We start from the raw sequence: 22660 nt of genomic DNA, 5'->3' as shown, positions 1-22660 counted from the left end.
GGGTCAGCCATCCAAGACGATCCGGAGTGACGATGAGCCAGTACCGCGCCCGCCCGCCTGCCCTCGCAACGCTGCTGCTCGACGATGCAGTGGTTCGGATCACCCGTTGGGATTTCGAGCCGGGTGCGGACACGGGCGTTCATACGCATGGCATGGGCTACGTCGTCGTGCCGATGACGGACTGCCCGTTTCTTCTGGAGGAAAAGGACGGCAGCCGCAGGGTCGATGTCGCCAAAGGCGCGGCCTACCGACGCGATGCCGGCACGGAGCACAATGTCGTCAATGCCGGCGATCAGCCGATGTCCTTCATCGAGATTGAATACAAGTAAATGGCAAGTCCCGAGTTCAACCTGGCCTTCGAGCCCGCCTACGGCCAGGCCGTGCCGGTTGCGTCAGGCGTGCAGCGCATCACTGTCAACAATCCGAGCGCCTTCACGTTCCACGGCACCAACAGCTATATCGTCGGAGATCGCTCCACGGCGGTCATCGACCCCGGACCGGAGGACGAGGCGCATTTCCGGGCCTTGATGGCAGCGCTCGACGGGCGCGAGGTCACGCATATTTTCGTCAGCCATACGCATCGCGATCACTCGCCCCTCTCGCGCCGCCTGCAGGCGGCAACCGGTGCGCAGATCGTGGCCGAGGGACCGCACCGCGCCGCCCGCCCCCTATACCAGGGAGAGGTAAATCTATTCGCAGAGAGCTCGGACTTGGACTTCCGGCCGGACATTGCGATCGGCGACGGCGAAACGATCGAGGGCGACGGTTGGAGCCTGACCGGCGTGCTGACGCCCGGCCATACCGCCAACCATGCGGCCTTCGCGTTGGAGGGAACGGGCATCCTGTTTTCCGCCGATCATGTCATGGCATGGGCGACGTCAATTGTCGCGCCGCCAGACGGCTCCATGGGTGACTACATGACCTCCCTCGACCGGCTGATCGAGCGCCACGACCGCATCCTGCTGCCGGGACATGGCGGTCCGGTGCGGAAGCCGGTCTCCTTCCTGCGCGCCCTGAAGACGCACCGGCGAATGCGCGAGCGCGCCGTGCTCGACCGGATCCGCGCCGGCGACAGGAACATTCCTGACATGGTGAAGGTGATCTATCGCGAGACCGATCCGCGCCTGCATGGCGCTGCCGCCCTCTCGGTTCTTGCCCATGTCGAGGATCTGGTGGAGCGAGGCGAGATCGAGACGGACGGACCGCCTGCGCTGCTGGGATCGTACCGACCTGCGACGCGGAGGTAGCCTCGTGCGCGACGCCTACAGCTATCGCACCGACGCCGCCGTGCCGGCCTTTGCCGACGACAAGCCTGTCATCGTCTTCGATGGCGAATGCGTGTCCTGTTCTGCCTGGATCCAGTTCGTTCTGAAGCATGACAAGGCGGAGCGTTACCGCTTCCTCGCTGCGCAGTCGCCGCTCGGGGAAGCGCTTTACCGGCACTATGGGCTGGACGGGCGCGACTACGAGACCAACATCCTGATCGAAGACGGGCGCGCCCACTTCAAGTCGAGAGGGACGATCCGCATGGCTGCGGGGCTCGGCTTTCCCTGGTCGCTGGTGAAGATCCTGCGGCTGCTGCCGCAGGGACTTGCCGACAGGCTTTACGAATTTGTCGCCCGCAACCGATTGCGCATTGCCGGCCGACGCGCGACCTGCTTCGTGCCGAGCCCGGAGCAGAGGGACCGCTTCCTGGGATAGCTGTCCGGCGGCAAAAACCGTTCATTGGTCACAAAAGGGTGGACGAAACTAGCTGCCGGCGATGCCGAGCAATTCGGAATCGAGAGCCTTCAGATAATCCTCGGCGATATCGGCGCTGAGGCCGAGATCGTGCGGGCCGTAGCGCGAGGCGACGCGAACATCGACGAGGGTGGTTTCCGCTTCCTCGCGCAGGCGGATGACGATGTCGAAACGCAGGCCGAGAACGAGGGTGCGGGTTTCGCCCTGCAGCGTCACGCCGTTCGCCCTTCGAATGAGCTGCGCCACATCGTCGTCATAGGGACGCGGCGTCGGGATCGGCACAGCCTCAGGAGCCTCGGCGACCGCGCCGTCGTCCGCCTGCGGCTTCGCCGGCCGGTCTTCGAGATCGCGGTCTGGCTCGCTGTCGCCCTCGGCGCGGGTGATCCGGATGCCGTTCTGCTTGGCGACTTTCTTCACCGCTTCGAGCACGCGGTCGATCGCGCCGTCATAGCGGCGGCCTGTGAGTTCCGGGTAGGCCTCGAGCTGCTTTTCGCGATCCTCCGGCGTCACATCCGGCTTCCTCTTCAGCCAGATCTGATCGGCGTTCGGGGTCTTCAGCCAGTCGGGCGCCGAGACGAGATCGCTCGACACATCATAGATTGCCGGCAGCACAAAATAGCGTTCGGCGGCAATCCCGCCTATCGCGAGCGGAAGGGCGGCGAAAATAAGGGCTTTCAGCGCATCAAGCCCGCCTTCGGCACCGGTCAGCCAGAGGCTGCGCAGCCCGGCAAGGGCAAGCAGCGCCGCAAGGAGCGCAAAGCCCGCGGAGACGAGCAGAACCAGCACCAGGTAGGGCGTGACAAGGCCCGCGAAGCGGTGACCAATCAGAGCCGCAAGGCAGAGAACCAGCGCAAATGCCCCGAAGCGCCGCGCGAAGCGGGCGGCACTTGAAACGGGGCGGTCGAAACGGATTGCCATCAAACTTACCGGTTACTCGCAAGCGGCGCGTCCCGCATGAACGCGCAAAATCGCCCTCGACTTGTTTAGTGCAAGATTCGCCTAAATTGAAACTGTTGTCGCGATCGGAGGGACGCAATCCACGGGGAAGACGACAATGGCGTGCGTGAGCATTTTCTGATATTCCTTGATCTGCAGTTGTGTGGTTTGCGTCGCACACCGACTAACAGGAGAAGGGCAATGATTGCACCGGAGCTCGCATCGGGAACCCAGTCGCCGGCGCTGGGGGCAGCCGATCATGCAGATCCGCTTCTGCCGATAGAGCTTCTGGAACTGGAACTGTCACTCGACGGATATGATGGCAAATCCGACTTCTGCGAGACGGTCCGCGTGGCATCGGCTAAGGCCGGCGGGGAATTTCTCTTCGATCTTCCGGCCGAAGGCCTGATGGACGACTGCAAGCGCATCGCCGTGCTTCGCATCCCCTCGCCCGGCGAGCAGATGCGCGTCGTTCTCGCTGTGCTCGACCACAGCGGCACGGAAATCCGCATGGAAGCGCCGGACCCAGCGACGGCCCACCTTGTCCGCTTCGCCGAAGCCTTCGTCAAGGTCCTCGAGCGGTTCTGACCTAGAGCCGCTCAGCCGCCGCTTCCGCCAGACTGCGGAACGGGAACTTGCGTCCGCATTCGCACTTGATCATGCTGGTTTCCTGGTGATTGGACGCGCGCTGGATGAAGAAGCCGCGCGGCAGATGATCGACGCTGAAGCCGGGATGCTTGCGCTTCGGATCATCGATCTCGGAAGCTTCGGCAAAGCCGCTATTGCCGCATTGCGGGCAGGTCAGTTTCTTCGAGAATCGATCGCGCAGTGCCATGCTTGCCTTCCAATATCGTGCGAGCCCTCTTCTTACAGACGATCCCCGACGCGCGAAAGCCATTCGCGCCTCCGGTCGGTCGGCGAGCAGCGATCCCAAAGGTAGCTCGTAACCCTAAGCCACTCTTTTAGTTGACTGTAAGCCGCGATTAGCGTCATCTGACTGTGAGAAATTTTCGTTGCAAAGACACACCGATGCGTATCCTCGTTCTATCTCTCGCACTCGCCGCAGCTGCCATAAGCCTCTCGGCGTGCCAGACGCTGACGCCGGAGCAGCAGCGCGCCGCCGACGAAGACCAATGCTTGCGCTATGGCTTCAAACGCGGCACGGATGGCTTTGCAGGCTGCCTCCAGCGCATCGATCTCTACCGCCGCGCGCAGTACCGCTATGACAGCGACAGGCTCATGATGGGTATGGCGTTCGAGCTAGACCCGTCCTACTACGGGCGCCCGTATTGGCGGCAATATCGTTGGTAATGACCGCCTGCGCGGCTGCAAGCCGAGCGATCGGCACACGGAAGGGTGAACAGGACACGTAATCCAATCCGATCTCTTCGCAGAAATGGATGGATACGGGATCGCCACCGTGTTCGCCGCAGATTCCGAGCTTCATGTCGTTGCGTGTGCGCCTGCCGCGTTCGGCGGCGATGCGGATCAGCTCCCCGACACCATCGAAATCCAGCGAAATGAAGGGATCGTGCTCGATAATCCCCTTGCGTTGATAGGTCGGAATGAAGGCGGAAGCATCGTCGCGCGAGATGCCGAAGGTCGTCTGCGTCAGGTCGTTCGTGCCGAAGGAGAAAAACTCCGCCGCTTCCGCAATGATATGGGCTCTGAGGGCTGCGCGCGGCAATTCGATCATCGTGCCGACCAGGTAGTCGATCCGCATGCCGGCCTCCGCCATGACGTCGCCGGCAATGGTGTCGATGCGCTCCTTGACGTAGTCCAGTTCTGAGCGCAGCCCGACCAGGGGCACCATGATCTCGGGCACAACGGCAGCACCCGTTTCATGGGCTGCCGCGACCGCCGCCTCGAAAATCGCGCGCGCCTGCATCTCGACGATCTCAGGATAGGAAATGGCCAGCCGGCAGCCGCGATGGCCGAGCATCGGATTGAATTCATGCAACGCATCAACGCGCTGGCGCAGCACCGCGGCGTCCATGCCCATCGCGGCGGAAACGTCGGCGATCTCCTCGTCCGTCTTCGGCAGGAATTCGTGCAATGGTGGGTCGAGCAGACGGATCGTCACCGGCAGGCCATGCATGACGTTGAACAGGCTGGTGAAATCATGCCGTTGCACCGGCAGCAAGCTGTCCAGCGCGGCACGGCGACCGGTCTCGTCCTCCGCGAGGATCATCTCGCGCATCAGATGAATGCGGTCGCCCTCGAAGAACATATGCTCGGTACGGCAAAGGCCGATGCCCTCGGCACCAAAGGAACGGGCTGCACGCGCGTCAGCCGGCGTATCGGCATTGGTGCGCACAGTCATACGACGCGCCCGATCAGCCCATTGCATGATGCGCCCGAAATCGCCCGAAAGCTCCGGCTGGATCATCTGTACGTCGCCCTTCAGGACCTGTCCGGCCGAACCGTCGATGGTGATGACGTCGCCCTTCTTCAGCGTAATGCCGACGCCGATCAGCCGCTCGTTGCGGGCGTCGATGCGCATGCTGCCGGCGCCGACGACGCAGGGGATGCCCATGCCGCGCGCGACAACGGCGGCGTGACTAGTCATGCCCCCACGCGTCGTCAGAATGCCTTCGGCCGCATGCATGCCATGAATGTCTTCGGGACTGGTCTCGACCCGCAGCAGGATGACCTTGCGCCCCTCCTCGGACGCCGTCACGGCCTCCTCGGCCGTGAAGACGATCTCGCCGGTCGCCGCGCCGGGAGACGCCGGCAGGCCCGTGCCGATGACCTCGCGCGACACGCGCGGGTCGATCGTCGGGTGCAGGAGTTGGTCAAGGGACGAGGGTTCGATGCGAAGCACGGCCTCTTCTTCCGTGATCACCTTCTCATCCACCATGTCGACGGCGATCTTCATCGCCGCGCGCGTTGAGCGCTTTCCGGCACGCGTCTGCAGCATCCAGAGCTTTCCGCGTTCAATGGTGAACTCGATATCCTGCATGTCGCGGTAGTGCTCTTCTAACTCGGCGCAGATGCGCGAGAGCTCCTTGAAGGCGTCGGGCATCAGCTTTTCCATCGACGGCCGCTCGGAACCAGAGCTGATACGGCCCTCCTCTGTGATGCTCTGTGGAGTGCGAATGCCGGCAACGACATCCTCTCCCTGCGCATTGACGAGGAATTCGCCGTAGAGCGACTTGTCGCCCGTCGACGGATTGCGGGTGAAGGCAACGCCGGTCGCGGATGAATTGCCGTGGTTGCCGAAGACCATGGCCTGGATGTTGATTGCCGTTCCCCAGCCTTCGGGGATATTGTGAAGATGGCGATAGGTGACAGCGCGGGCGCTCATCCAGCTGGAGAATACGGCCCCGACCGCGCCCCATAGCTGCACCTCGGGATCCTGGGGAAACTCCTCGCCCAGTTCCTCCTCGATGATGCTCTTGTAGAGCGAGACCACATGCTGCCATTCGTTGGCGGTCAGTTCCGTGTCGAACTCATAGCCGAGGCGCGCCTTCTCATCCTCGAGAATTTCCTCGAACACTTCATGATCGAGACGCATGACGACATCGGCATACATCTGAATGAAACGGCGGTAGCTATCCCAGGCAAAACGCGCGTCGCCGGCGTCGTGGCCGAGCGCCTGCACGGTTTCGTCGTTGAGGCCGAGATTGAGGACGGTGTCCATCATCCCCGGCATCGAAACGCGCGCTCCCGAGCGCACGGACAGCAGCAGCGGCCGATCACCCGCGCCGAACCGCCGGCCGGTAATTTGCTCGATGCGCTCGATGCCGGCGCGGACCTGTTCTTTCAGCTCTTCGGCAATCTGTCGCCCGTTCTTGTAGTAGGCAGAGCAGGCTTCGGCGATGATCGTCAGACCGGGAGGGACAGGAAGGCCGAGATTGCACATCTCCGCGAGATTTGCGCCTTTGCCGCCCAAACGCTCGCCGTCGAGAGCACCACCCTCTGCCTCACCGTTGCCAAATGTATAGACCCACTTGGTCATATTCCCCCCAATACCAAATCCGGATCAACTTAATCCGTTGGTGTTGAAATGAAAATCGACAAATGCGGCCGAAATGTTGCGACGCACAATAACTGCGACAGACTGAAGCGTTTGAAGGGAGAAAAAGCTTTGCGGGACTGCAACAAAGTCCCGCAAAGCCTTATGTCCGTCCGGCCAGGAAAACCGGACGGGGGGTTCCGCCATACGACTGTCAGAGCCAAAAAGCATTTTGCCCCGATCGCGTCGCATAGAAAACTACGCAGCCGACATCACTTCGCGGTAAGTCGACGGCGACCTGAAGCAATCTCTAATACAAGATCGGTAGGAAAACATTACCTGAATGGTGGAGACGGCCCAATCCGGCAGACTTTTTTTGGGCGTTTCTCATGCGATTTCACGCAATTGTTCAGCAGTCTGCAGGTCGACAGACACAAGTTGCGAGACCCCCTGCTCCGCCATCGTCACGCCGAACAGCCTGTTCATGCGTGCCATGGTGATCGGATTGTGGGTGATGATGACGAAACGCGTCTCGGTGGAGGCAGCCATTTCGTCCATCAGGTTGCAGTAGCGCTCGACATTGTGGTCGTCCAATGGGGCGTCCACTTCGTCTAGGACGCAGATCGGCGCCGGATTGGTCAGGAAGACGGCAAAGATCAGCGCCATTGCCGTCAGTGCCTGCTCGCCGCCTGAAAGGAGCGTCATCGTCTGCGGTTTCTTGCCCGGCGGACGGGCGAGGATTTCGAGACCGGCTTCGAGCGGATCGTCGGATTCGATCAGCTGCAGTTCGGCCGTGCCGCCGCCGAAAAGATGGGTGAAGAGGCGCTGGAATTGGCCGTTGACGACGTCGAAGGCGGCGATCAGGCGCTCGCGCCCCTCCCGATTGAGGCTCTGGATCGCGCCACGCAACTTGCGGATTGCATCGATCACGTCGTCGCGTTCCTTGATCAGCGCCTCGAGCTTCCCGCTCAGTTCCTTCTGCTCTTCCTCAGCGCGCAGGTTGACCGCGCCAAGTCGCTCGCGTTCTATCTTGAGACGTTCGAGTTCGCGTTCGACCTCGCGAAGGTCGGGCGCTGTCTGCAGCGGCTCCAGTCCTGCGAGCCGAAGCGCCTCATGTGGCGCAACGTTCAGGGTCTCGCGAATTCGCGCCTCAGTTTCCTGCCGCTTTTCACGAGCGGAGACCAGGCGCTCTTCAGCGCGACCGCGACGCTCGCGGCTTTCGGCGAGTTCGGAGAGAGCAGTCGCCGCCTTGTGGTCGGCATCGCGCTGGACGAGCTCGGCTTCGGCAAGCACGTCGGCCGCATGGCGGCGCGCTTCCTCGGCCTTCTGGAGTTCGTTCAACAGCGCGCGTCGCTTGTCGTCGAACTCATCGGGAGCCATCTCGAGCTCGGCGGCCTCCTCGCGCGCCTCTTCTTCGCGATCGCGAAGCGTAGCGATGTGATCCTCGGCGCTCGCAGCGCGCTGACGCCAGGTCGCGCGTTCCTGCCCGATGACCACGATTCGGCGCTGTCGGGCCTCGTTTTCGCGGTTGAGGCTTTCGTGGCGTGCCCGCGCTTCGGCGAGCGCACCACGATCAGTCGCGACCTCGGCCTGCTGCGACCGAAGCCGTTCGTCCATCGCCGTCAAATCAGGGGCATCTTCCAGCTCGATTCGGGCGTTTTCGTCCTGGACTGAGATGTCTTCAAGCTGGATCTGGAGTTGACTGACAGCCTCGGCAACGACATCGCGGCGACGGATGAGATCGCCGGAGGCTCGTTCGGCCACTGCCAGTGCTTCACGCGCCTCGGCGAGTTGCCGCGCAGACATACGGCTCTTCTCGCGCGCCTCGGCAAGGCGGCGCTCTTGCAGGCGAATGGCATCGGCCGCACCAGCCAGGCGTTCCTCTGCTTCAGCGAGTATGTCGCGGGCAAGCGCGGCTTCGCTTTCCAGTTCGGCGAGCCGGTTCTTCTGCGCCAGCCGCAGCGCGGCCGCGCTCGGTGCATCGGCACCGGTGACGTGGCCGTCCCAACGGTAGACGGAGCCTTCCTTGGTCACCAGACGTTGGCCGGGCTTGAGATCCTTCATCAGCGCCGCAGCATCCGAAGCGGAGACGAGGCCGATTTGTTTCAGGCGACGCATCAGCGCGGCAGGGGCGCGAACGTAGTCAACCAACGGAGTCACGCCGGCCGGCAGCGCCGGGTCCGCGACACCGTCGCCATTGCCAGACCAATGAGCCGGCGCCTTGGAATCAAGCGGGGATTCGATGTCGTCACCCAACGCTGCGCCGAGCGCCGTTTCAAAGCCGCGGTCGACGCGCAGCTGATCGGCGGCCGGCGCAAATTCGCCTGCGGCGGCGCCGGCAGCGAGCATGCGTGCAATGGTCCGGGCTTCGGTTTCGATGGCGTTCAGCTTCCCACGCGCCTGATCGACCGGCGATCGGGAGAGAGCTTCTGCCTGGCGGGCAGCGACCAAGGCCTGCTCGACGCTTTGGATCGCGGCTTCCGCCTCGGCAACAGCCTGCTCGCCTACCTCCACCACGGCCCGCTTCTCGTCCGGATCGGGCAGGCTAGCAATCGTCTCGCCGATTGCGGAGAGCTCGCGATTGGCCTCATCCATATGCCGTTCAAGGCGCATCTTGCGATCGGCAAGGTCGCGAATGGCGCGCTCAAGCTGGTTGCGTCCGGCTGCAGCCTCGGCACGTTCGGCCGTCAGCGCGGTAAAAATACGCTCGCTGTCGGCAAGCTTTGCGGCTGCCTCCTCGAAGGCCTCGCGGGTCTCTTCGGCAAAACGGCCGGAGTCGGCAAGGATCTCGGCGATCTCGGCTTCTTCGGTATCCAACCGCGCCAGGATTGCCGCGTTGTCTGCCACCAGCCGCTCCTCGCGGCGGATGTCTTCGCCGAGCTGTGCAAGGCGGCGGGTCAGTTCGTCGCGACGGCGCAGGATGCGGTTAGCGTCCTCCTCAAGCTGAGTCTTGGCGATCTGCAGACGCTGCACCGCGGCGGCGGCACGCGCTTCGCCCTCGCGCAGTTCCGGCAGCTTGAGGCTCGCAATGCCCTGGGCCTTGGCGGCCTCCATCTGCATCTGCGCCTTTTCGGCGACGACGACGGTTGCCTGATTGAGCGCACTGTCGGCTTCCGCTTCCGCCTCTTTGGCCTGAACCCAGCGGATATGCAGGAGCATTGCCTCGCGGGCGCGGATATCGGCGGACAGCGACTTGAAGCGACTTGCCTGACGCGCCTGACGCTTCAAGCTCTCGATCTGGCTCTCAAGCTGCGAGGTTACGTCGTCGAGACGTTCGAGATTGCCTTCGGCGGCACGCAGGCGAAGCTCGGCTTCGTGGCGGCGCGAATGCAGGCCTGATATGCCGGCTGCTTCTTCCAGCAGCTGGCGGCGGGCCTGCGGCTTTGCCGAGATCAGCTCACCGATCCGCCCCTGCCCCACCATCGACGGCGAACGGGCGCCGGTGGAGGCGTCGGCGAAGAGCAACTGCACATCCTTGGCGCGGCTTTCCTTGCCGTTGATGCGATAGATCGATCCCTGCTCGCGCTCGATGCGGCGCGTGACCTGGATCTCGTCGCTATCGTTGAAGGCGGCAGGCGCCGTGCGCTCGGCATTGTCAAGATAGAGCGCGACTTCGGCGGTGTTGCGGGCGGGACGGTTCCCCGAGCCGGAAAAGATGACGTCGTCCATGCCGGACGCACGCATGTTCTTGTAGGAATTCTCGCCCATCACCCAGCGGAGCGCTTCGACGAGGTTCGACTTGCCGCAACCGTTCGGGCCGACGACACCGGTCAATCCGCGCTCGATGATGAATTCGGCGGGTTCGACGAAGGACTTGAAGCCGACGACGCGAAGCTTGTTGAACTTCATGCAGCGCCCCCGCGCCGCACAAGGCAAACAACGGGCGAACGGCCTCTGCCGTCGCCCGTCGATCGGATACGGTTCAGTTTAGAGCAGGCTGTCGATAAGGGCCGACATGGTGTCAACCGTCATGTCTCCAGAATAGCGCTTGCCGTTGATGAGGAAAGTCGGCGTGGCATTGACGCCAAACTCTTTGGAACCCCTTTCCCGCGTTGCGTTCACTTCATCCAGCAGCTTCTGGTTCGTCAAGCACTTCGTGAAGCTATCCTCAGTAAATCCGGCAAGTTTGGACATCTGAAGCAGTGCAGCGCGGCCATCGTCTGCAGCGGCCCAGGTCTGCTGCTGCTTGAACAGCATGGCCACCATCGGAAAATACTGTTCGGCGGTGCTCAATTCTTCCGGCTTGGAAGGATTGCAGCGTGCCAGCATGAAGGCAGCGGCCGCACGCGGATCAAACGGGAATTCGCGGATGATGAACCGCACCTTGCCCGTATCGACGTACTTCTTCTTGATCTCGTCGAAGGTCGCCGTGTGGAAGTGGGCGCAGTGCGGGCAGGTCATCGACATGTATTCGACGATCGTGACCAGGGCGTCTTCCTTGCCGAGTGCCATTTCCGGCAGCTCGCCTGGCTTCAGCACGGCAGCCATGTCGACGTCGCCGTCGGGCTTGGGCATTTCGGTCGCGGCATGCGCGGTGCTGAAAACCGCCAGGGTCGCCGTCGCGGCAGCCACGCCGCCCAGAAGCTGGCGTTTCGTCAGTTGCATTTCGGAAATCGGCATGAAGTTCCCCATGAATGAGAGTAGTGGCTGACAGTGCGATATAACGGCTCGAAGCCCTGAACAAGGCACGCTTCGCCAACTTTCTTCAAAGAATTGTGACCTTGGTTGGACCGCCAGATTAAATTGCGGACAGAATTGCCGCGGCAATACTTGTAAGGCACTAGCGGCCGCGCTTCCCCAGCACGGCCGTGCCGAGACGCTTTACCGCTTCGCGCAGCTTGTCGCCCTCGATGCCTTCCATCATGTCCTCCAACTTTGCGGCTGCCGCGCCCTTCAATGGCGGCGGAGTGCGGGAGCGCTTGACCGCCTGATAGACAGGCTTCTGGACGATACGGATCTGATGAACAGCGGCGAAGCCGAAGAAACTGTTGACGCGCTGGATCAGCTCACCCTGCGCATGGGTCAAAAACAGTGCTCGGGCGCCCTCGCAGGCGATCGTGAGCACGCCCGGACGGAAGCCTCCGTCATCATTGCCGCGCGCCCAGGCAATCTTTTCCGGCCGGGTGCAATCGGCAAATTCCTCACCGGCGATTTCATTCCACGAGCCGAGCAGCGCCGTATTGATGCCGGCGCGCTTTGCAAGCACCGGATCGATCAGCCCGTTCGCCAATTCGGAGATTTGCTTTTCACCTTTGCGTGGATAACTCATCGAAACCTTCACATCGCGCTGCCATCCGGCACCACTGCCTTGATCGCGCGGCATTGCTTCGCCAAGTATAGGGCACTTCCCCTGACGACGGCAAATGATGACATCGACAACACTGGACGCGCCCGCCGCCAAGCCCCTTCTCGATTGGTATGACCGCCACCATCGCGACCTGCCATGGCGCGTTTCCCCGCCGATGGCGGCGCGCGGCGTCAAGGCCGATCCGTACCATGTCTGGCTTTCCGAAGTGATGCTGCAGCAGACCACGGTGTCGGCGGTAAAGCCCTACTTTACCAATTTCCTGGCGCGCTGGCCGACGGTGCGCGATCTTGCCGACGCCGCTAGCGAAGACGTGATGGCTGCTTGGGCCGGACTCGGATATTACGCCCGCGCCCGCAACCTCAAGAAGTGCGCCGAGGCCGTGACGCGCGAACACGACGGCGTCTTTCCAGACACCGAGGAAGGACTGAGATCGCTTCCCGGCATCGGCGACTACACGGCCGCTGCAGTGGCGGCGATCGCCTTCAACCGGCAGGCAGCCGTCATGGACGGCAATGTCGAGCGGGTGATTTCGCGCCTCTACGCGATCGCCACCCCACTGCCTGCTGCCAAACCACTGATGAAGCAGAAGGTGGCTCTGCTAACCCCGAAAGATCGGCCCGGCGACTTCGCCCAGGCGATGATGGATCTCGGCGCGACGATCTGCACACCGAAGCGGCCCGCCTGTTCACTCTGTCCCCTCAGGGGATCCTGCGAGGCGCTGCGTCTGCATGATCCCGAACACTTTCCGGTCAAGGCCGCCAAGAGGGAAAAGCCTATACGGCGAGGCGCAGCCTTCATCGCCGTTACGCCGGATGGCGACGTTCTGTTGCGGCGGCGCATCGAGAGCGGCCTGCTCGGCGGCATGACCGAAGTGCCGACGACCGACTGGACGGCGAGGCAGAACGGAGAAACGTCGGCCAGTGCTGCACCGTTCCCGGCGGCTTGGGAGCCCTGCGGGACCGTGACCCACGTCTTCACCCATTTCGAGCTCAGGCTTTCCATCTACCGCGTCGCGATCCCCTCGCGAATTCAAACGGATAACGGTTGGTGGGAAGCGGTTACAAATCTTGACTCGCAGGCGTTGCCGACTGTCATGAAAAAAGCAATCACCGCAGCTATTCCGCTCGCGTTCAAACATGCCAAGGATTAATCGATGCCCATTGATCATATTGTTTTCGACATCGGAAAAGTTCTCGTCCATTACGATCCGAATATTCCGTTCAGCCGCCTCATTCCCGATGAGGGCGAGCGCAAGTGGTTCTTCGAAAATGTCTGCACCCATGATTGGAACGTCGAGCAGGACCGCGGCCGCACCTGGGCCGATGCCGAAGCCCTGCTGATCGAAGTTCATCCGGATCGTGAGGAGCATATCCGCGCGTTCCGGAACCACTGGCACGAGATGGTCCCGCACTCCTACGACGACAGCGTCGCGATCATGGAAGGCCTGATTGCCGATGGCCAGGATGTGACGATGCTGACCAACTTCGCATCCGACACCTTCCGCGAGGCGCAGGTCCGCTTCCCGTTCCTTACTAAGCCGCGCGGCGTCACGGTGTCCGGCGACGTCGGCCTGATCAAGCCCGATATCGCGATCTACGAAACGCATGCGAAGAGCTTCGGCCTCAATCCGGCGGCGACGATCTTCATCGACGACTCCGCCCCCAACGTCGAGGGCGCCAAAGCCGCCGGCTGGGATGCGGTTCTCTTCACCGGCGCCGACCAGCTGCGTGCCGATCTTGCAGCGCGTGGCGTGAGGGTCTGATCATGGCATTCGATCCGGCTGAAGAAATCAAGCGCTTCCACGGCGCCATCAATGCGCTCGATTTCGATACGATCGAGAACTGCTTCGCGCAAGATGCGACCTATGTCTCCAACGGTGTCGGCAGCCTGTCCGGGCGAGCCGATATCATGGTCGCCTTTCGCAGGTATTTCGACGACTACCCGGACCAGACGGCAATCGACACGCTGGTCGAGAAGGTCAGCCCGAATGCCGGCCGCGCCGTCTGGTCGGTTCGTGCGACGCACAGCAAGACGGGCAAACCGCTGGTGCGGGAGGGCGAAGAGACGATCACCTTCAATGAAGATGGTCGTATCACTCACGTCGAGGTAACCGACTATCAGGCGTTCTGAAAGAACGCTGCCGAAAGGTAGAAGGCGAGCACGAAAAAGAGCCACAGGTCGGAAACCATCGCGATGGTCCTCGACCTGTTCCTCCCTGGTTCGAGAAGATGCTTGAGACCGGCAAGGCCGAAGAACAGGCAACCGGTGATCGCGGCAGGGACGATCCACTGCGGCTCGAAGAAACTGAGCAGGCCAAGCATGCCGATCGACAGGTTGCCGAAGCCAATCTCCTGGACCAGTGGCTGGGCCTTGTGATCGGTGACGCCAAAGATCGTCTCGGCCGTAAAGGCCGGATTGACGATCTGCTTCAGGCTGGCCACAAGCAATCGCAGGCCGACGCCCCAGAAGACGAACCATTTTCCGATCATGAAGACGAGGTTGGCGTCTGTGCCCCACTGCGCTTCGGCGACCACCGAGCCCAGCGGCGAAACAAACATCAGCAACAGTATGATCGCAAGATACATGGCCAGTTCCCTGCCTGTTCGGATCATCAGTCACCGATACATGGCACGGAATTGCGCTGCTGCGCGAGCCAAAATGAAGAGCGCCCGGGGTGTTGATCCCCGGGCGCCAGGCCTTCTTCCGTAACTGGAGGTACAAAACACCGGAAGAAGGAAGTCTCGATCAGGTGAAGGCGCGCATCATTCCGCCTTTGCCAGATCACTGCGGATCACGGACCGCAATTCGTCGATCGGGCGCAGGGATTGCCCGTCGTCGAAGTGCCAGAATGTCCATCCGTTGCATGCATCAAGGCCCTGGACCTTTGCCCCGAGGCGATGAATGGAACCGGCCTCGCCACGGGAGGCCACCGTACCGTCGGCGCGAACGATTGCGCTGTAGCGACGGCGCGCATCGGTCAGCACCTGGCCGGGCTTGATCAGGCCGCTTTCGACTAGCACGTTGAAAGCCACGCGGACTTCCTGCTTCTTGCCGGTCATGACGGTGAGCTCGGCCTTGCCGAGCGGCTCGACCGCTTCGATGCGGGCGGAGGCCGCATCGATGTAATCCTGCTCGCGCTCGATGCCGACGAAGTGGCGGCCAAGACGCTTGGCGACGGCACCCGTCGTGCCCGAGCCGAAGAACGGATCGAGGATGACGTCGCCCGGCTTCGAGGAGGCCATGATGACGCGGGCGAGCAATGCTTCCGGCTTCTGCGTCGGGTGCACTTTCTTGCCGTCGTCGCCCTTCAGGCGCTCATTGCCGCTGCAGATCGGGAACAGCCAGTCGGAGCGCATCTGCACGTCGTCGTTGGCCGCCTTCATGGCATCGTAGTTGAAGGTGTAGCCCTTGGCCTTGGCGTTCGGGCTCGCCCAGATCATCGTCTCATGCGCGTTCTGGAAGCGACGGCCCTTGAAGTTCGGCATCGGATTGGTCTTGCGCCAGACGATGTCGTTGAGGATCCAGAAGTTCAGATCCTGCAGCGTGGCGCCGACGCGGAAGATGTTGTGATAGGAGCCGATAACCCAAATCGTGCCCGTCGGCTTCAGGACGCGGCGGCAGGCGAGCAGCCAGGCGCGGGTGAAGGCATCATAGGCCTCGAAGGAAGCGAATTGATCCCACGCGTCATCGACAGCATCGACCAGCGACTGATCGGGGCGATGCAGCGTGCCGCCAAGTTGGAGGTTGTACGGTGGATCAGCGAAAATGACGTCTACGGAGTGGTTCGGCAGGGCTTCAAGGGCAGCAACGCAATCGCCCTTGATGATCGTGTCGATCCAGGAGTCCGGCTTTGCGGAGGCCTTGAGATCGGCAAGCGGAAATACTGACGCCATCTGGAAACTCGCTCATACACATTACGCTTTTACTGTCCGTTATGGTTACTCAGTTTGGTTACCAAAGCCTGAAGGGATGAGCGATTTCGGGAAAATAAGTCGCAGCGCCGGTTCGGCGGTAGAAAGGGTCGGCCGCCAAACGATGCCTGCCCACCCTTTCCGACTGGCGCAGCTAAGCCGCGACGTCATGCACCTTGCGGCTGTCGGCCGGTGCCTCGGCGCGCTCGTTCATGCCGTAGTCGCGGACGATGTGGCCGATCCGCAGCCGATAGTCCGCAAAGACGCCGTTGCGGCCGGCGTGCTGGGCAGCGCGGTGCGCCTCGAGGTTTCGCCACGTCTTTACCGCCTCCTCGTCACGCCAGAAGGAGAGCGAAAGCAGCTTGCCGCGATTGGTGAGGCTTTCGAAGCGCTCGATCGAGATAAAGCCGTCGATCTTTTCCAGTTCACCGCGAAGTTCACCGGCGAGATCGAGATAGGTGTGGCGTTCGCCCATGAAGGGCAAGACTTCGAAGATGACAGCGATCATGGCATCACCAGCTTTGCGTGAGGAAGGGAAGCGTTTTTGAGGAAGATGCGATCTTCCTTCAGGATGAAACGTTCGCGCTTGGCGAGTTCGTAATTTTCCTTGCCGAGCGGATCGGCAGCAAGGCGGGCGCGATAGGCTTCATACGCGGCGAGGCTATCGATATTATAGACGCCGTAGGCGGTCGTTGCCGAGCCTTCATGCGGGGCGAAATAGCCGACGAGATCGGCACCGTTGCGCGGGATCGCCTGGCCCCAATTGCGGGCATATTCGGCAAAGGCCTCCTTCTTGAAGGGATCGATCTCATAGCGGATGAAGCAGGTAATCATCGTCGTCTCCAATGTTGTCTGGAGACAGTTTTCGCACATTGCGGGACGACAATGCTTCGGTTAGGATCGAAGTATGAAGGAAGGACCTGACATATCCCAGATCGGCGCGCTGATCGGCGACCCCGCCCGTGCCAACATGCTGACCGCACTGATGGGCGGTAAAGCGCTGACGGCGACAGAGCTCGCTGCCGCCGGTGGCATTACTGTGCAGACGGCGAGCACGCATCTCGCCAAGCTGGAGGCCGGCAACCTGCTGGTGCAGCGCAAGCAGGGCCGCCATCGCTACTTCACATTGGCGGATGACAGCGTTGGCAAGTTCTTGGAAAGCATCATGGGCTTTGCCGCCGGGCGCGGCCATCTGCGCCACAAGCCGGGGCCAAAGGAGCCGGCATTGCGCAAGGCGCGTATTTGCTACGATCACCTCGCCGGCGATTACGGCGTGCGAATGCTCGACAGCCTGATCGCTCGAGGCGCGATCGACGCATTCGGCGATGGCCTTGCATTGACGGAGACCGGTGAAAGCGAGCTGACGTGCATCGGCATAGACGTGCAGGCTCTGAAATCGTCGCGAAGGCCGCTTTGTCGCTCCTGCCTGGACTGGAGTGAGCGACGGGCGCATCTCGCCGGCGGCCTCGGCAAGGCCCTGCTTTCCAATTTTCTCGACAAAGGCTGGGCCCGCCGCACCGCCGAAAGCCGCTCCGTCGTTTTTTCTCCAGAAGGCGAACGGCAGTTTCTCGCGCTGTTTACTGCCACCAAATAGCCGCGAACGACCGCAAAATCCAAGCCGCCCGCGGCGCGCAATCCAGCCATGCCTTGCTATCGGTTGAGCTTCGCCCAGGCATCGTGTAAAGGGGCATCATCCCAAACAAGGCGCGAATAAATGGACGGCTTCGACCTCATCATCTTCGACTGCGACGGCGTTCTGGTCGATTCGGAAATCATCGCTGCGGATGTGGAATCCAAGCTTCTCACCGAAGCGGGCTACCCAATCAGCATCGAGGAAATGGGCGAGCGCTTCGCGGGCATGACCTGGCAGAACATTCTCTTCCAGGTCGAGCGCGAGGCCAGCATTCCGATCCCCGCGTCTCTGCTTGACAAGTCCGAGAAGCTGCTCGACCTGCGTCTGGAGCAGGACGTGCAAGCGATATCGGGTGTTGAAGCCGCCCTTTCGCGTCTGCAGCTGAAGCGCTGCATCTGCTCCAACTCCAGCAGCACGCGGCTCGACATGATGCTCGGCAAGGTGGGCCTGAAGCCGCTGTTTGCGCCGCATATCTTCTCGGCCAAGGACCTTGGTCCCGATCGCGTGAAGCCGAAGCCGGACGTCTTCCTGCATGGCGCCAAGCAGATGGGCGTTTCGCCTGACCGCGCCGTTGTCGTCGAAGACTCCGTTCACGGCGTCCACGCCGCGCGTGCAGCAGGCATGCGCGTCATCGGCTTTACCGGCGCATCACACACCTATCCGGCGCATGCCGACAGGCTGACCGATGCGGGCGCCGAAACAGCCATCTCCCGCATGAGCGACCTGCCCGGCGTCGTTGCCGCGCTCGCCGAGTGGGAAGGCGTTCTGTAACGTCGGTTGCTCTCGAGCGCAGGCGCTCGCCCGGCCCTATCCGGCGTCCAACTCCAAAGTCGGTTGCAGCGTCGAAACGCTGCCACCGATTTTGCTATGGGATGGGGTGCCTTATCGGACAGTAGAATTTCGCTCTCTGCACCGAGACAGATCGGAACCATTCAGCTATCGGAGTGATCTCTGTCTGATGGAGGCCGTCTCGCATGACTATTTCCGTGGAATTATGTTCCTATCCCGAGCTTGACGATCGGATCACCATCGTCAGGGCGGGAGACGAGGTTGACGCCATCTTCGTGCGCACCGAGAGATTTAACGTCCTGATCGACACTCTCGGAACGCCTGAGCTATGTCGGATGGCATTGGATCTCCTTGATGAGGACGTGCGCGCTCGTCCTCTGATCGTCGTAAATTCGCACATGGACTGGGATCATTTCTGGGGCAACGCTGCGATTGCCGGGAAAGCCCCTATTGTCGCCCATGCTGCTGCACGTGAACGTCTGAACGACCCCTCCTCCCTCCAAGTTCTGAACGAGAAGATAGGCGAGGATTCGCGGTTTCAAAACGTCGAGCTCATAGCGCCTGACATCACCTTTTCAGGTTCGATGACCCTTCATGGCGGCGATCTCACGCTCGAGCTAATTCACACACCGGGGCACACGCCTGACCATATTGCGGTGTGGATTCCGGAAATCCGTGTCTGCCTGGCTGTCGACGCGGTGGAATACCCTATTCCGGAGGTCTGGAGCAAAACCGCCAGTGATCTCCGGCTGATCTGCTCATCCCTCGAACGAATACGTGACTTGGACGCTAGATTTGTCATCCCTGCCCACGGAAGGACGCTCTCGCCTTCCACTGTGAACGACAACTTGTCATACTTCCGAGAATTGGCTGCCCGCGTCGAAAACCTAAACGAGCGGGAACTATCCAACCCCGAGCTGGCCAAATTGATGGACCTTCGACTTCAGGATTTCGTGGCGATCCCGGCCGACATGCCGCCGCGGGTGGTGGAATTCTATGAAAGGTGTCACGGAACCAACCTCGGGGCGACAGTTCAAGCACGCATAGTGGGTTGTTTCTCGCAAGCACCACAGGTCTCATGATCACTCCCTCGCTAGCCCTCGCAATCGCTAGATTTTCAGGCCGAGGACGCCGGCGAGCATCTCAAAGCGCGCCGGAAGTTTCCCGGGTGCCTCGCCGTCGCTGTCGATGGGAATCGGCTCCTTGCAGATCGGCCATGCCTCGACGAGCCTGGCGCGATGGATGCTGACAAGCGGGCTCCTGACGTGGCCGCCGCCATAGATGCCGTTCATCAGCGACAGCACCTTCAGCCTGCCGGCGCCGCGGATGATGACTACGTCGAACAGGCCATCGGCGACATCCGCGTCGGGAGCCACTTTCATGCCACCACCGAACCAGGCGCCGTTGGCAACGGCGACCGCCGTGATCGGACCGTCATAGACATCCTCGCCATCCAGCCGAAGGCGGATATTGCGCGGCTTGTAGCGCAGGATCTGCAATAGGCTGTGGAAGAGGAAGACCATCGGTCCCGGCAGGCGTTGGCCCGGGCGCGCCTCGTTGACGGCACGCACGATATGACCAGACACGCCAAAGCTTGCGATATTGGCAAAGTGGCGCGTCACCGTGTCGCCGTCCTCATCGTCGCAGGTCAGCAGCCCGGCATCGATCTGCCGCACGGACGGAGACATCAGCCCTTCGGCGATCTTGGCAGGGTCGCGCGATATCGGGAAATTGCGGGCGAAGTCGCAGCCGGTCCCGGTGGCGATGAACGAGAAGGCCGTAGCCGGCCGCTGCGATTTCAGAATGCCGCCGGCCACCTCGCCGATCGTCCCGTCGCCGCCGACGGCGATCACAAGGTCGGCGCCATCATCCGCCAGTTCGCGCCCGAAGCGCTCGGCATCGCCGAAGCCCTTGGTTTCACGCAGGCTCAGATCGGTGAATCTCGCCTCGATGGCGCGCCGCAGCGTCGACCAGAACAATTTCTTTCCGCGCCGGCCGGACGCCGGGTTCAAAACGATACCGATTTTCAAGCGGTCTGCGCTCCCCGCGCCAGCCAGCATAGCGAAGCGGAAATAAGGACGTTTTTCAGGCCTTCTTCTTTTTCGTCGACACCGGTCCCTGATCGAAACCAATGTTTACGCGCACCAGCGCGCCAGAGCCGACAGGAAGCTTGATGCCGTCCTTGCGGAACAGGGCCTGCGTGGCGCCGGAGCCGACCTCGACCGGGAAGTTCGTCACTTCCGAATAGAGCGCATCCTCGCCGTCGTAGACCGTGATACGGACCGGAAGCGTGACTTTGCCAGACGAACCGCTCGGACCAGCGAGAACGCGAAGTTGGGCAACCACCGTCATCGTCAGGTTCGTGTCGTTGAGGCTGCACTGGCGGCTGTAGTCGCCGATCGATGCCTGGTAGGCGAGTTTCTCCGCATCACCGGTCCTGGCTCCGCCGGCATAAGTCCGGAAGATTGCGTCGCTGTCCTTCATGAACATCTGCGGGCACGCGCCCTGGACAACCGGGGCAGTGGCGCCCGACGCGGTCTTGGCGGTACCGATCGAAGGATCGTTGGACGACGGGTTGGCTGGCGCCAGCGGCATGATCTGCCCATTGCTATTCGACTGGGCCGGTGCCGTTGCGCTGTCCGAGCCACCGCCGACGCCAAGGGAGTTGCAACCGGCAAGAATTGCCGCAAGCGAAGCTGAAACGATGAGACGCGAGACCTTGCCAAGCACGATTATTCCACCCTCTCCACAAAGTTTTTTGGCAGGCCCAATCACTTGATGGCAGGCCTTTCGTGACAGTTTGCGATGGTCTATATCAGCGGCGCAAACAAAAATCGATTGGGTAAGAACCGTTTTGATGCACATTTCGGGATTGCAGGCGATGGCCGGCAGGGCAAGCGAGATGCGGCGCGAGGCATACTTTCCCTCCAACCCGGACTTTCTCCGGCCGGCACATCAAGGATGACGACAGTGGATTATATCTCGACCCGCGGCGAAGCCCCTTCCCTCGGTTTCTGCGATGCATTGCTGGCGGGTCTGGCGCGCGATGGCGGCCTTTATGTGCCGCGCAAGTGGCCGCATTTCTCAAAAAAGGAAATTCGGGCGCTTCGCGGCAAGAGCTATCAGGAGATTGCCTTCGCCATCCTGTTGCCCTTCACCAATGGCGAGATTCCGGGCGAGACCTTCCGTTCGATGATCGACGAGGCGTATGGGACTTTCCGCCACCCGGCGATCGCCCCGCTTGTGCAGGCCGGTCCGAACAGCTTCGTCATGGAACTCTTCCACGGCACGACGCTGGCTTTCAAGGATGTCGCCATGCAGCTGCTCGCCCGGCTGATGGACTACGCGCTGGAAAAGCGCGGCGAGCGTGCGACCATCGTCGGCGCAACCTCCGGCGATACCGGGGGCGCCGCCATCGACGCCTTTGCCGGCCGCGAACGCACCGACATCTTCATTCTCTTCCCGAACGGCAAGGTGTCGCCGGTGCAGCAGCGTCAGATGACAACCTCCACCGCCTCCAACGTTCACGCGCTTGCCGTCGAAGGCAATTTCGACGATTGCCAGAACCTCGTCAAAGCGATGTTCAACGACGCGCCGTTCCGCGATCGTGTCAAACTCTCTGGCGTCAACTCGATCAACTGGGCCCGCATCATGGCCCAGATTGTCTACTACTTCACGACGGCAATCGCGCTCGGCGGCCCGGACCGTAAGATTTCGTTTACCGTGCCGACCGGCAATTTCGGCGACATCTTTGCCGGTTACTGCGCAAAGCGCATGGGCCTGCCGATCGGCAAACTTGTCGTTGCCACCAACGAGAACGATATCCTGGAGCGCACGCTGAAGACCGGCCGCTACGAGATGAAGGCGGTGAAGGCCACAACCTCGCCCTCGATGGACATCCAGATCTCCTCGAACTTCGAGCGTCTGCTGTTCGAGGCCTATGATCGCGACGCTTCCAAGGTCCGCGCGGCGATGAATAGTCTGAAGCAATCCAACGGCTTCGAGATTGCGAAGGAGGCCCTTGCCTTCATCAAGAAGGACTTCCGCGCCGGCCGCGCCAGCGAGAAACAGGTCGCCCAAACGATCAAGAAAACCCATGCCGAAACCGGCTATCTCCTCGATCCGCATTCGGCGATCGGCGTCTTCGTTGCGGCAAAGCACGAGAAACCGAACACGCCGATGGTTACGCTTGCCACCGCGCACCCGGCGAAATTCCCGGCCGCCGTAAAATCCGCCTCCGGTATTGACCCCGCGCTTCCGACGTGGCTTGCTGATCTGATGCACAAGGAGGAGCGCTTTCAGATCGTGAAGCCTGAGCTCAAAGCCATTGAGACCTTCATCGGCGAGCATAGTCGGGCCTAAGTAAAGCAGGCGCAGAAAGATAA

Annotated in this window: 23 protein-coding genes and 1 pseudogene; 12 read left to right on the top strand and 12 right to left on the bottom strand. The window is 61.7% G+C overall.

All coding sequences use genetic code 11. The annotated features are described in order from the left end of the window. Positions 1-32 precede the first annotated feature (32 nt). From FHT71_RS16845 to FHT71_RS16835, 3 genes are read left to right on the top strand one after another with little or no spacing between them, the layout of a single operon-like run. Entirely contained in the window at positions 33-329 is a 297-nt protein-coding gene (locus FHT71_RS16845; RefSeq protein WP_132588502.1) for a cupin domain-containing protein, read from the top strand. Next, on the top strand, positions 330-1247 hold the full coding sequence (locus FHT71_RS16840) for an MBL fold metallo-hydrolase (protein ID WP_132588501.1): 918 nt from the start codon (positions 330-332) through the stop codon (positions 1245-1247). Positions 1248-1251: 4 nt separating this feature from the next. Then, positions 1252-1701: a DCC1-like thiol-disulfide oxidoreductase family protein gene (locus FHT71_RS16835; protein WP_183720990.1), complete on the top strand. Its 450-nt coding sequence runs from the start codon at positions 1252-1254 to the stop codon at positions 1699-1701. A 48-nt stretch (positions 1702-1749) separates the two neighbouring features. Here FHT71_RS16835 and FHT71_RS16830 read toward each other — a convergent pair whose 3' ends face one another. Next, positions 1750-2658 (bottom strand): DUF1499 domain-containing protein, encoded by a 909-nt coding sequence (locus tag FHT71_RS16830; RefSeq protein ID WP_132588499.1) that lies wholly within the window; start codon positions 2656-2658, stop codon positions 1750-1752. A 219-nt stretch (positions 2659-2877) separates the two neighbouring features. On the opposite strand from FHT71_RS16830, the gene FHT71_RS16825 reads away from it, so the two are divergent. Continuing rightward, the gene (locus tag FHT71_RS16825; protein WP_132588498.1) at positions 2878-3264 is read left to right on the top strand and encodes a hypothetical protein; all 387 of its coding nucleotides are present in this window, start codon (positions 2878-2880) and stop codon (positions 3262-3264) included. A gap of 1 nt (position 3265) precedes the next feature. Here FHT71_RS16825 and FHT71_RS16820 read toward each other — a convergent pair whose 3' ends face one another. After that, the gene (locus tag FHT71_RS16820; protein ID WP_007793001.1) at positions 3266-3511 is read right to left on the bottom strand and encodes a hypothetical protein; all 246 of its coding nucleotides are present in this window, start codon (positions 3509-3511) and stop codon (positions 3266-3268) included. 194 nt (positions 3512-3705) lie between these two features. On the opposite strand from FHT71_RS16820, the gene FHT71_RS16815 reads away from it, so the two are divergent. Further along, positions 3706-3987 carry a hypothetical protein gene (locus FHT71_RS16815; protein WP_007793005.1) on the top strand — a complete coding sequence of 94 codons (282 nt, stop codon included), beginning with the start codon at positions 3706-3708 and terminating at the stop codon, positions 3985-3987. Here FHT71_RS16815 and ppdK read toward each other — a convergent pair. The 4 genes from ppdK to FHT71_RS16795 form a co-directional block, all read right to left on the bottom strand. Next, positions 3914-6637, bottom strand: a complete 2724-nt coding sequence (ppdK, locus tag FHT71_RS16810) for a pyruvate, phosphate dikinase (protein ID WP_132588497.1) — start codon at positions 6635-6637, stop codon at positions 3914-3916. The genes FHT71_RS16815 and ppdK overlap by 74 nt on opposite strands. Before the next feature lie 384 nt (positions 6638-7021). Next, positions 7022-10483, bottom strand: a complete 3462-nt coding sequence (locus FHT71_RS16805) for a chromosome segregation SMC family protein (protein WP_183720987.1) — start codon at positions 10481-10483, stop codon at positions 7022-7024. Between the two features lie 78 nt (positions 10484-10561). Then, entirely contained in the window at positions 10562-11254 is a 693-nt protein-coding gene (locus FHT71_RS16800) for a DsbA family protein (protein ID WP_183720984.1), read from the bottom strand. A gap of 160 nt (positions 11255-11414) precedes the next feature. Further along, positions 11415-11903: a DUF721 domain-containing protein gene (locus FHT71_RS16795; protein ID WP_132588494.1), complete on the bottom strand. Its 489-nt coding sequence runs from the start codon at positions 11901-11903 to the stop codon at positions 11415-11417. Between the two features lie 97 nt (positions 11904-12000). Between FHT71_RS16795 and mutY the strand changes: the two genes are divergently transcribed. From mutY to FHT71_RS16780, 3 genes are read left to right on the top strand one after another with little or no spacing between them, the layout of a single operon-like run. Beyond that, the gene (gene mutY, locus FHT71_RS16790) at positions 12001-13092 is read left to right on the top strand and encodes an A/G-specific adenine glycosylase (RefSeq protein ID WP_165933040.1); all 1092 of its coding nucleotides are present in this window, start codon (positions 12001-12003) and stop codon (positions 13090-13092) included. A gap of 3 nt (positions 13093-13095) precedes the next feature. Beyond that, a complete protein-coding gene (locus FHT71_RS16785; RefSeq protein WP_007793024.1) occupies positions 13096-13704 on the top strand; it encodes an HAD family phosphatase in 609 nt (202 codons plus the stop codon). A gap of 2 nt (positions 13705-13706) precedes the next feature. Continuing rightward, positions 13707-14072 carry a nuclear transport factor 2 family protein gene (locus tag FHT71_RS16780; RefSeq protein ID WP_132588492.1) on the top strand — a complete coding sequence of 122 codons (366 nt, stop codon included), beginning with the start codon at positions 13707-13709 and terminating at the stop codon, positions 14070-14072. Here FHT71_RS16780 and FHT71_RS16775 read toward each other — a convergent pair. The 4 genes from FHT71_RS16775 to FHT71_RS16760 all read right to left on the bottom strand — a co-directional run bounded on the left by FHT71_RS16775 (position 14060) and on the right by FHT71_RS16760 (position 16687). Further along, positions 14060-14527, bottom strand: coding sequence for a DUF6790 family protein (locus FHT71_RS16775; protein ID WP_007793030.1), 468 nt, complete (start codon positions 14525-14527; stop codon positions 14060-14062). The two genes, FHT71_RS16780 and FHT71_RS16775, sit on opposite strands and share 13 nt — an antisense overlap. A 177-nt stretch (positions 14528-14704) precedes the next feature. Next, entirely contained in the window at positions 14705-15835 is a 1131-nt protein-coding gene (locus FHT71_RS16770; protein WP_132588491.1) for a site-specific DNA-methyltransferase, read from the bottom strand. A gap of 172 nt (positions 15836-16007) precedes the next feature. Next, positions 16008-16361 carry an antibiotic biosynthesis monooxygenase gene (locus FHT71_RS16765; protein WP_132588490.1) on the bottom strand — a complete coding sequence of 118 codons (354 nt, stop codon included), beginning with the start codon at positions 16359-16361 and terminating at the stop codon, positions 16008-16010. Further along, positions 16358-16687 (bottom strand): NIPSNAP family protein, encoded by a 330-nt coding sequence (locus FHT71_RS16760; protein WP_183720981.1) that lies wholly within the window; start codon positions 16685-16687, stop codon positions 16358-16360. Before FHT71_RS16760 ends, FHT71_RS16765 begins: the two co-directional genes overlap by 4 nt. A 73-nt stretch (positions 16688-16760) precedes the next feature. On the opposite strand from FHT71_RS16760, the gene FHT71_RS16755 reads away from it, so the two are divergent. The 3 genes from FHT71_RS16755 (at position 16761) to FHT71_RS16745 (ending at position 19357) form a co-directional block, all read left to right on the top strand. Continuing rightward, a complete protein-coding gene (locus FHT71_RS16755; RefSeq protein WP_183720978.1) occupies positions 16761-17447 on the top strand; it encodes a helix-turn-helix transcriptional regulator in 687 nt (228 codons plus the stop codon). Between the two features lie 120 nt (positions 17448-17567). After that, a complete protein-coding gene (locus FHT71_RS16750; protein WP_007793046.1) occupies positions 17568-18257 on the top strand; it encodes an HAD family hydrolase in 690 nt (229 codons plus the stop codon). Between the two features lie 203 nt (positions 18258-18460). Further along, positions 18461-19357, top strand: a complete 897-nt coding sequence (locus FHT71_RS16745; protein WP_132588488.1) for an MBL fold metallo-hydrolase — start codon at positions 18461-18463, stop codon at positions 19355-19357. A 27-nt stretch (positions 19358-19384) separates the two neighbouring features. Here the strand turns inward: FHT71_RS16745 and FHT71_RS16740 are convergent, their stop codons facing one another. Beyond that, entirely contained in the window at positions 19385-20305 is a 921-nt protein-coding gene (locus tag FHT71_RS16740; RefSeq protein ID WP_132588487.1) for a diacylglycerol kinase family protein, read from the bottom strand. Positions 20306-20360: 55 nt separating this feature from the next. Beyond that, positions 20361-21008 (bottom strand): hypothetical protein, encoded by a 648-nt coding sequence (locus FHT71_RS16735; RefSeq protein ID WP_183721180.1) that lies wholly within the window; start codon positions 21006-21008, stop codon positions 20361-20363. 228 nt (positions 21009-21236) lie between these two features. On the opposite strand from FHT71_RS16735, the pseudogene thrC reads away from it, so the two are divergent. Next, positions 21237-22660 (top strand): annotated as a pseudogene (gene thrC / locus FHT71_RS16730) (threonine synthase).

Source organism: Rhizobium sp. BK060, from assembly GCF_014193145.1.
Lineage (GTDB): Bacteria > Pseudomonadota > Alphaproteobacteria > Rhizobiales > Rhizobiaceae > Rhizobium.
The sequence above is the reverse complement of the archived record's forward strand: the minus strand, read 5'-3'. Positions and strand labels throughout refer to the sequence as shown.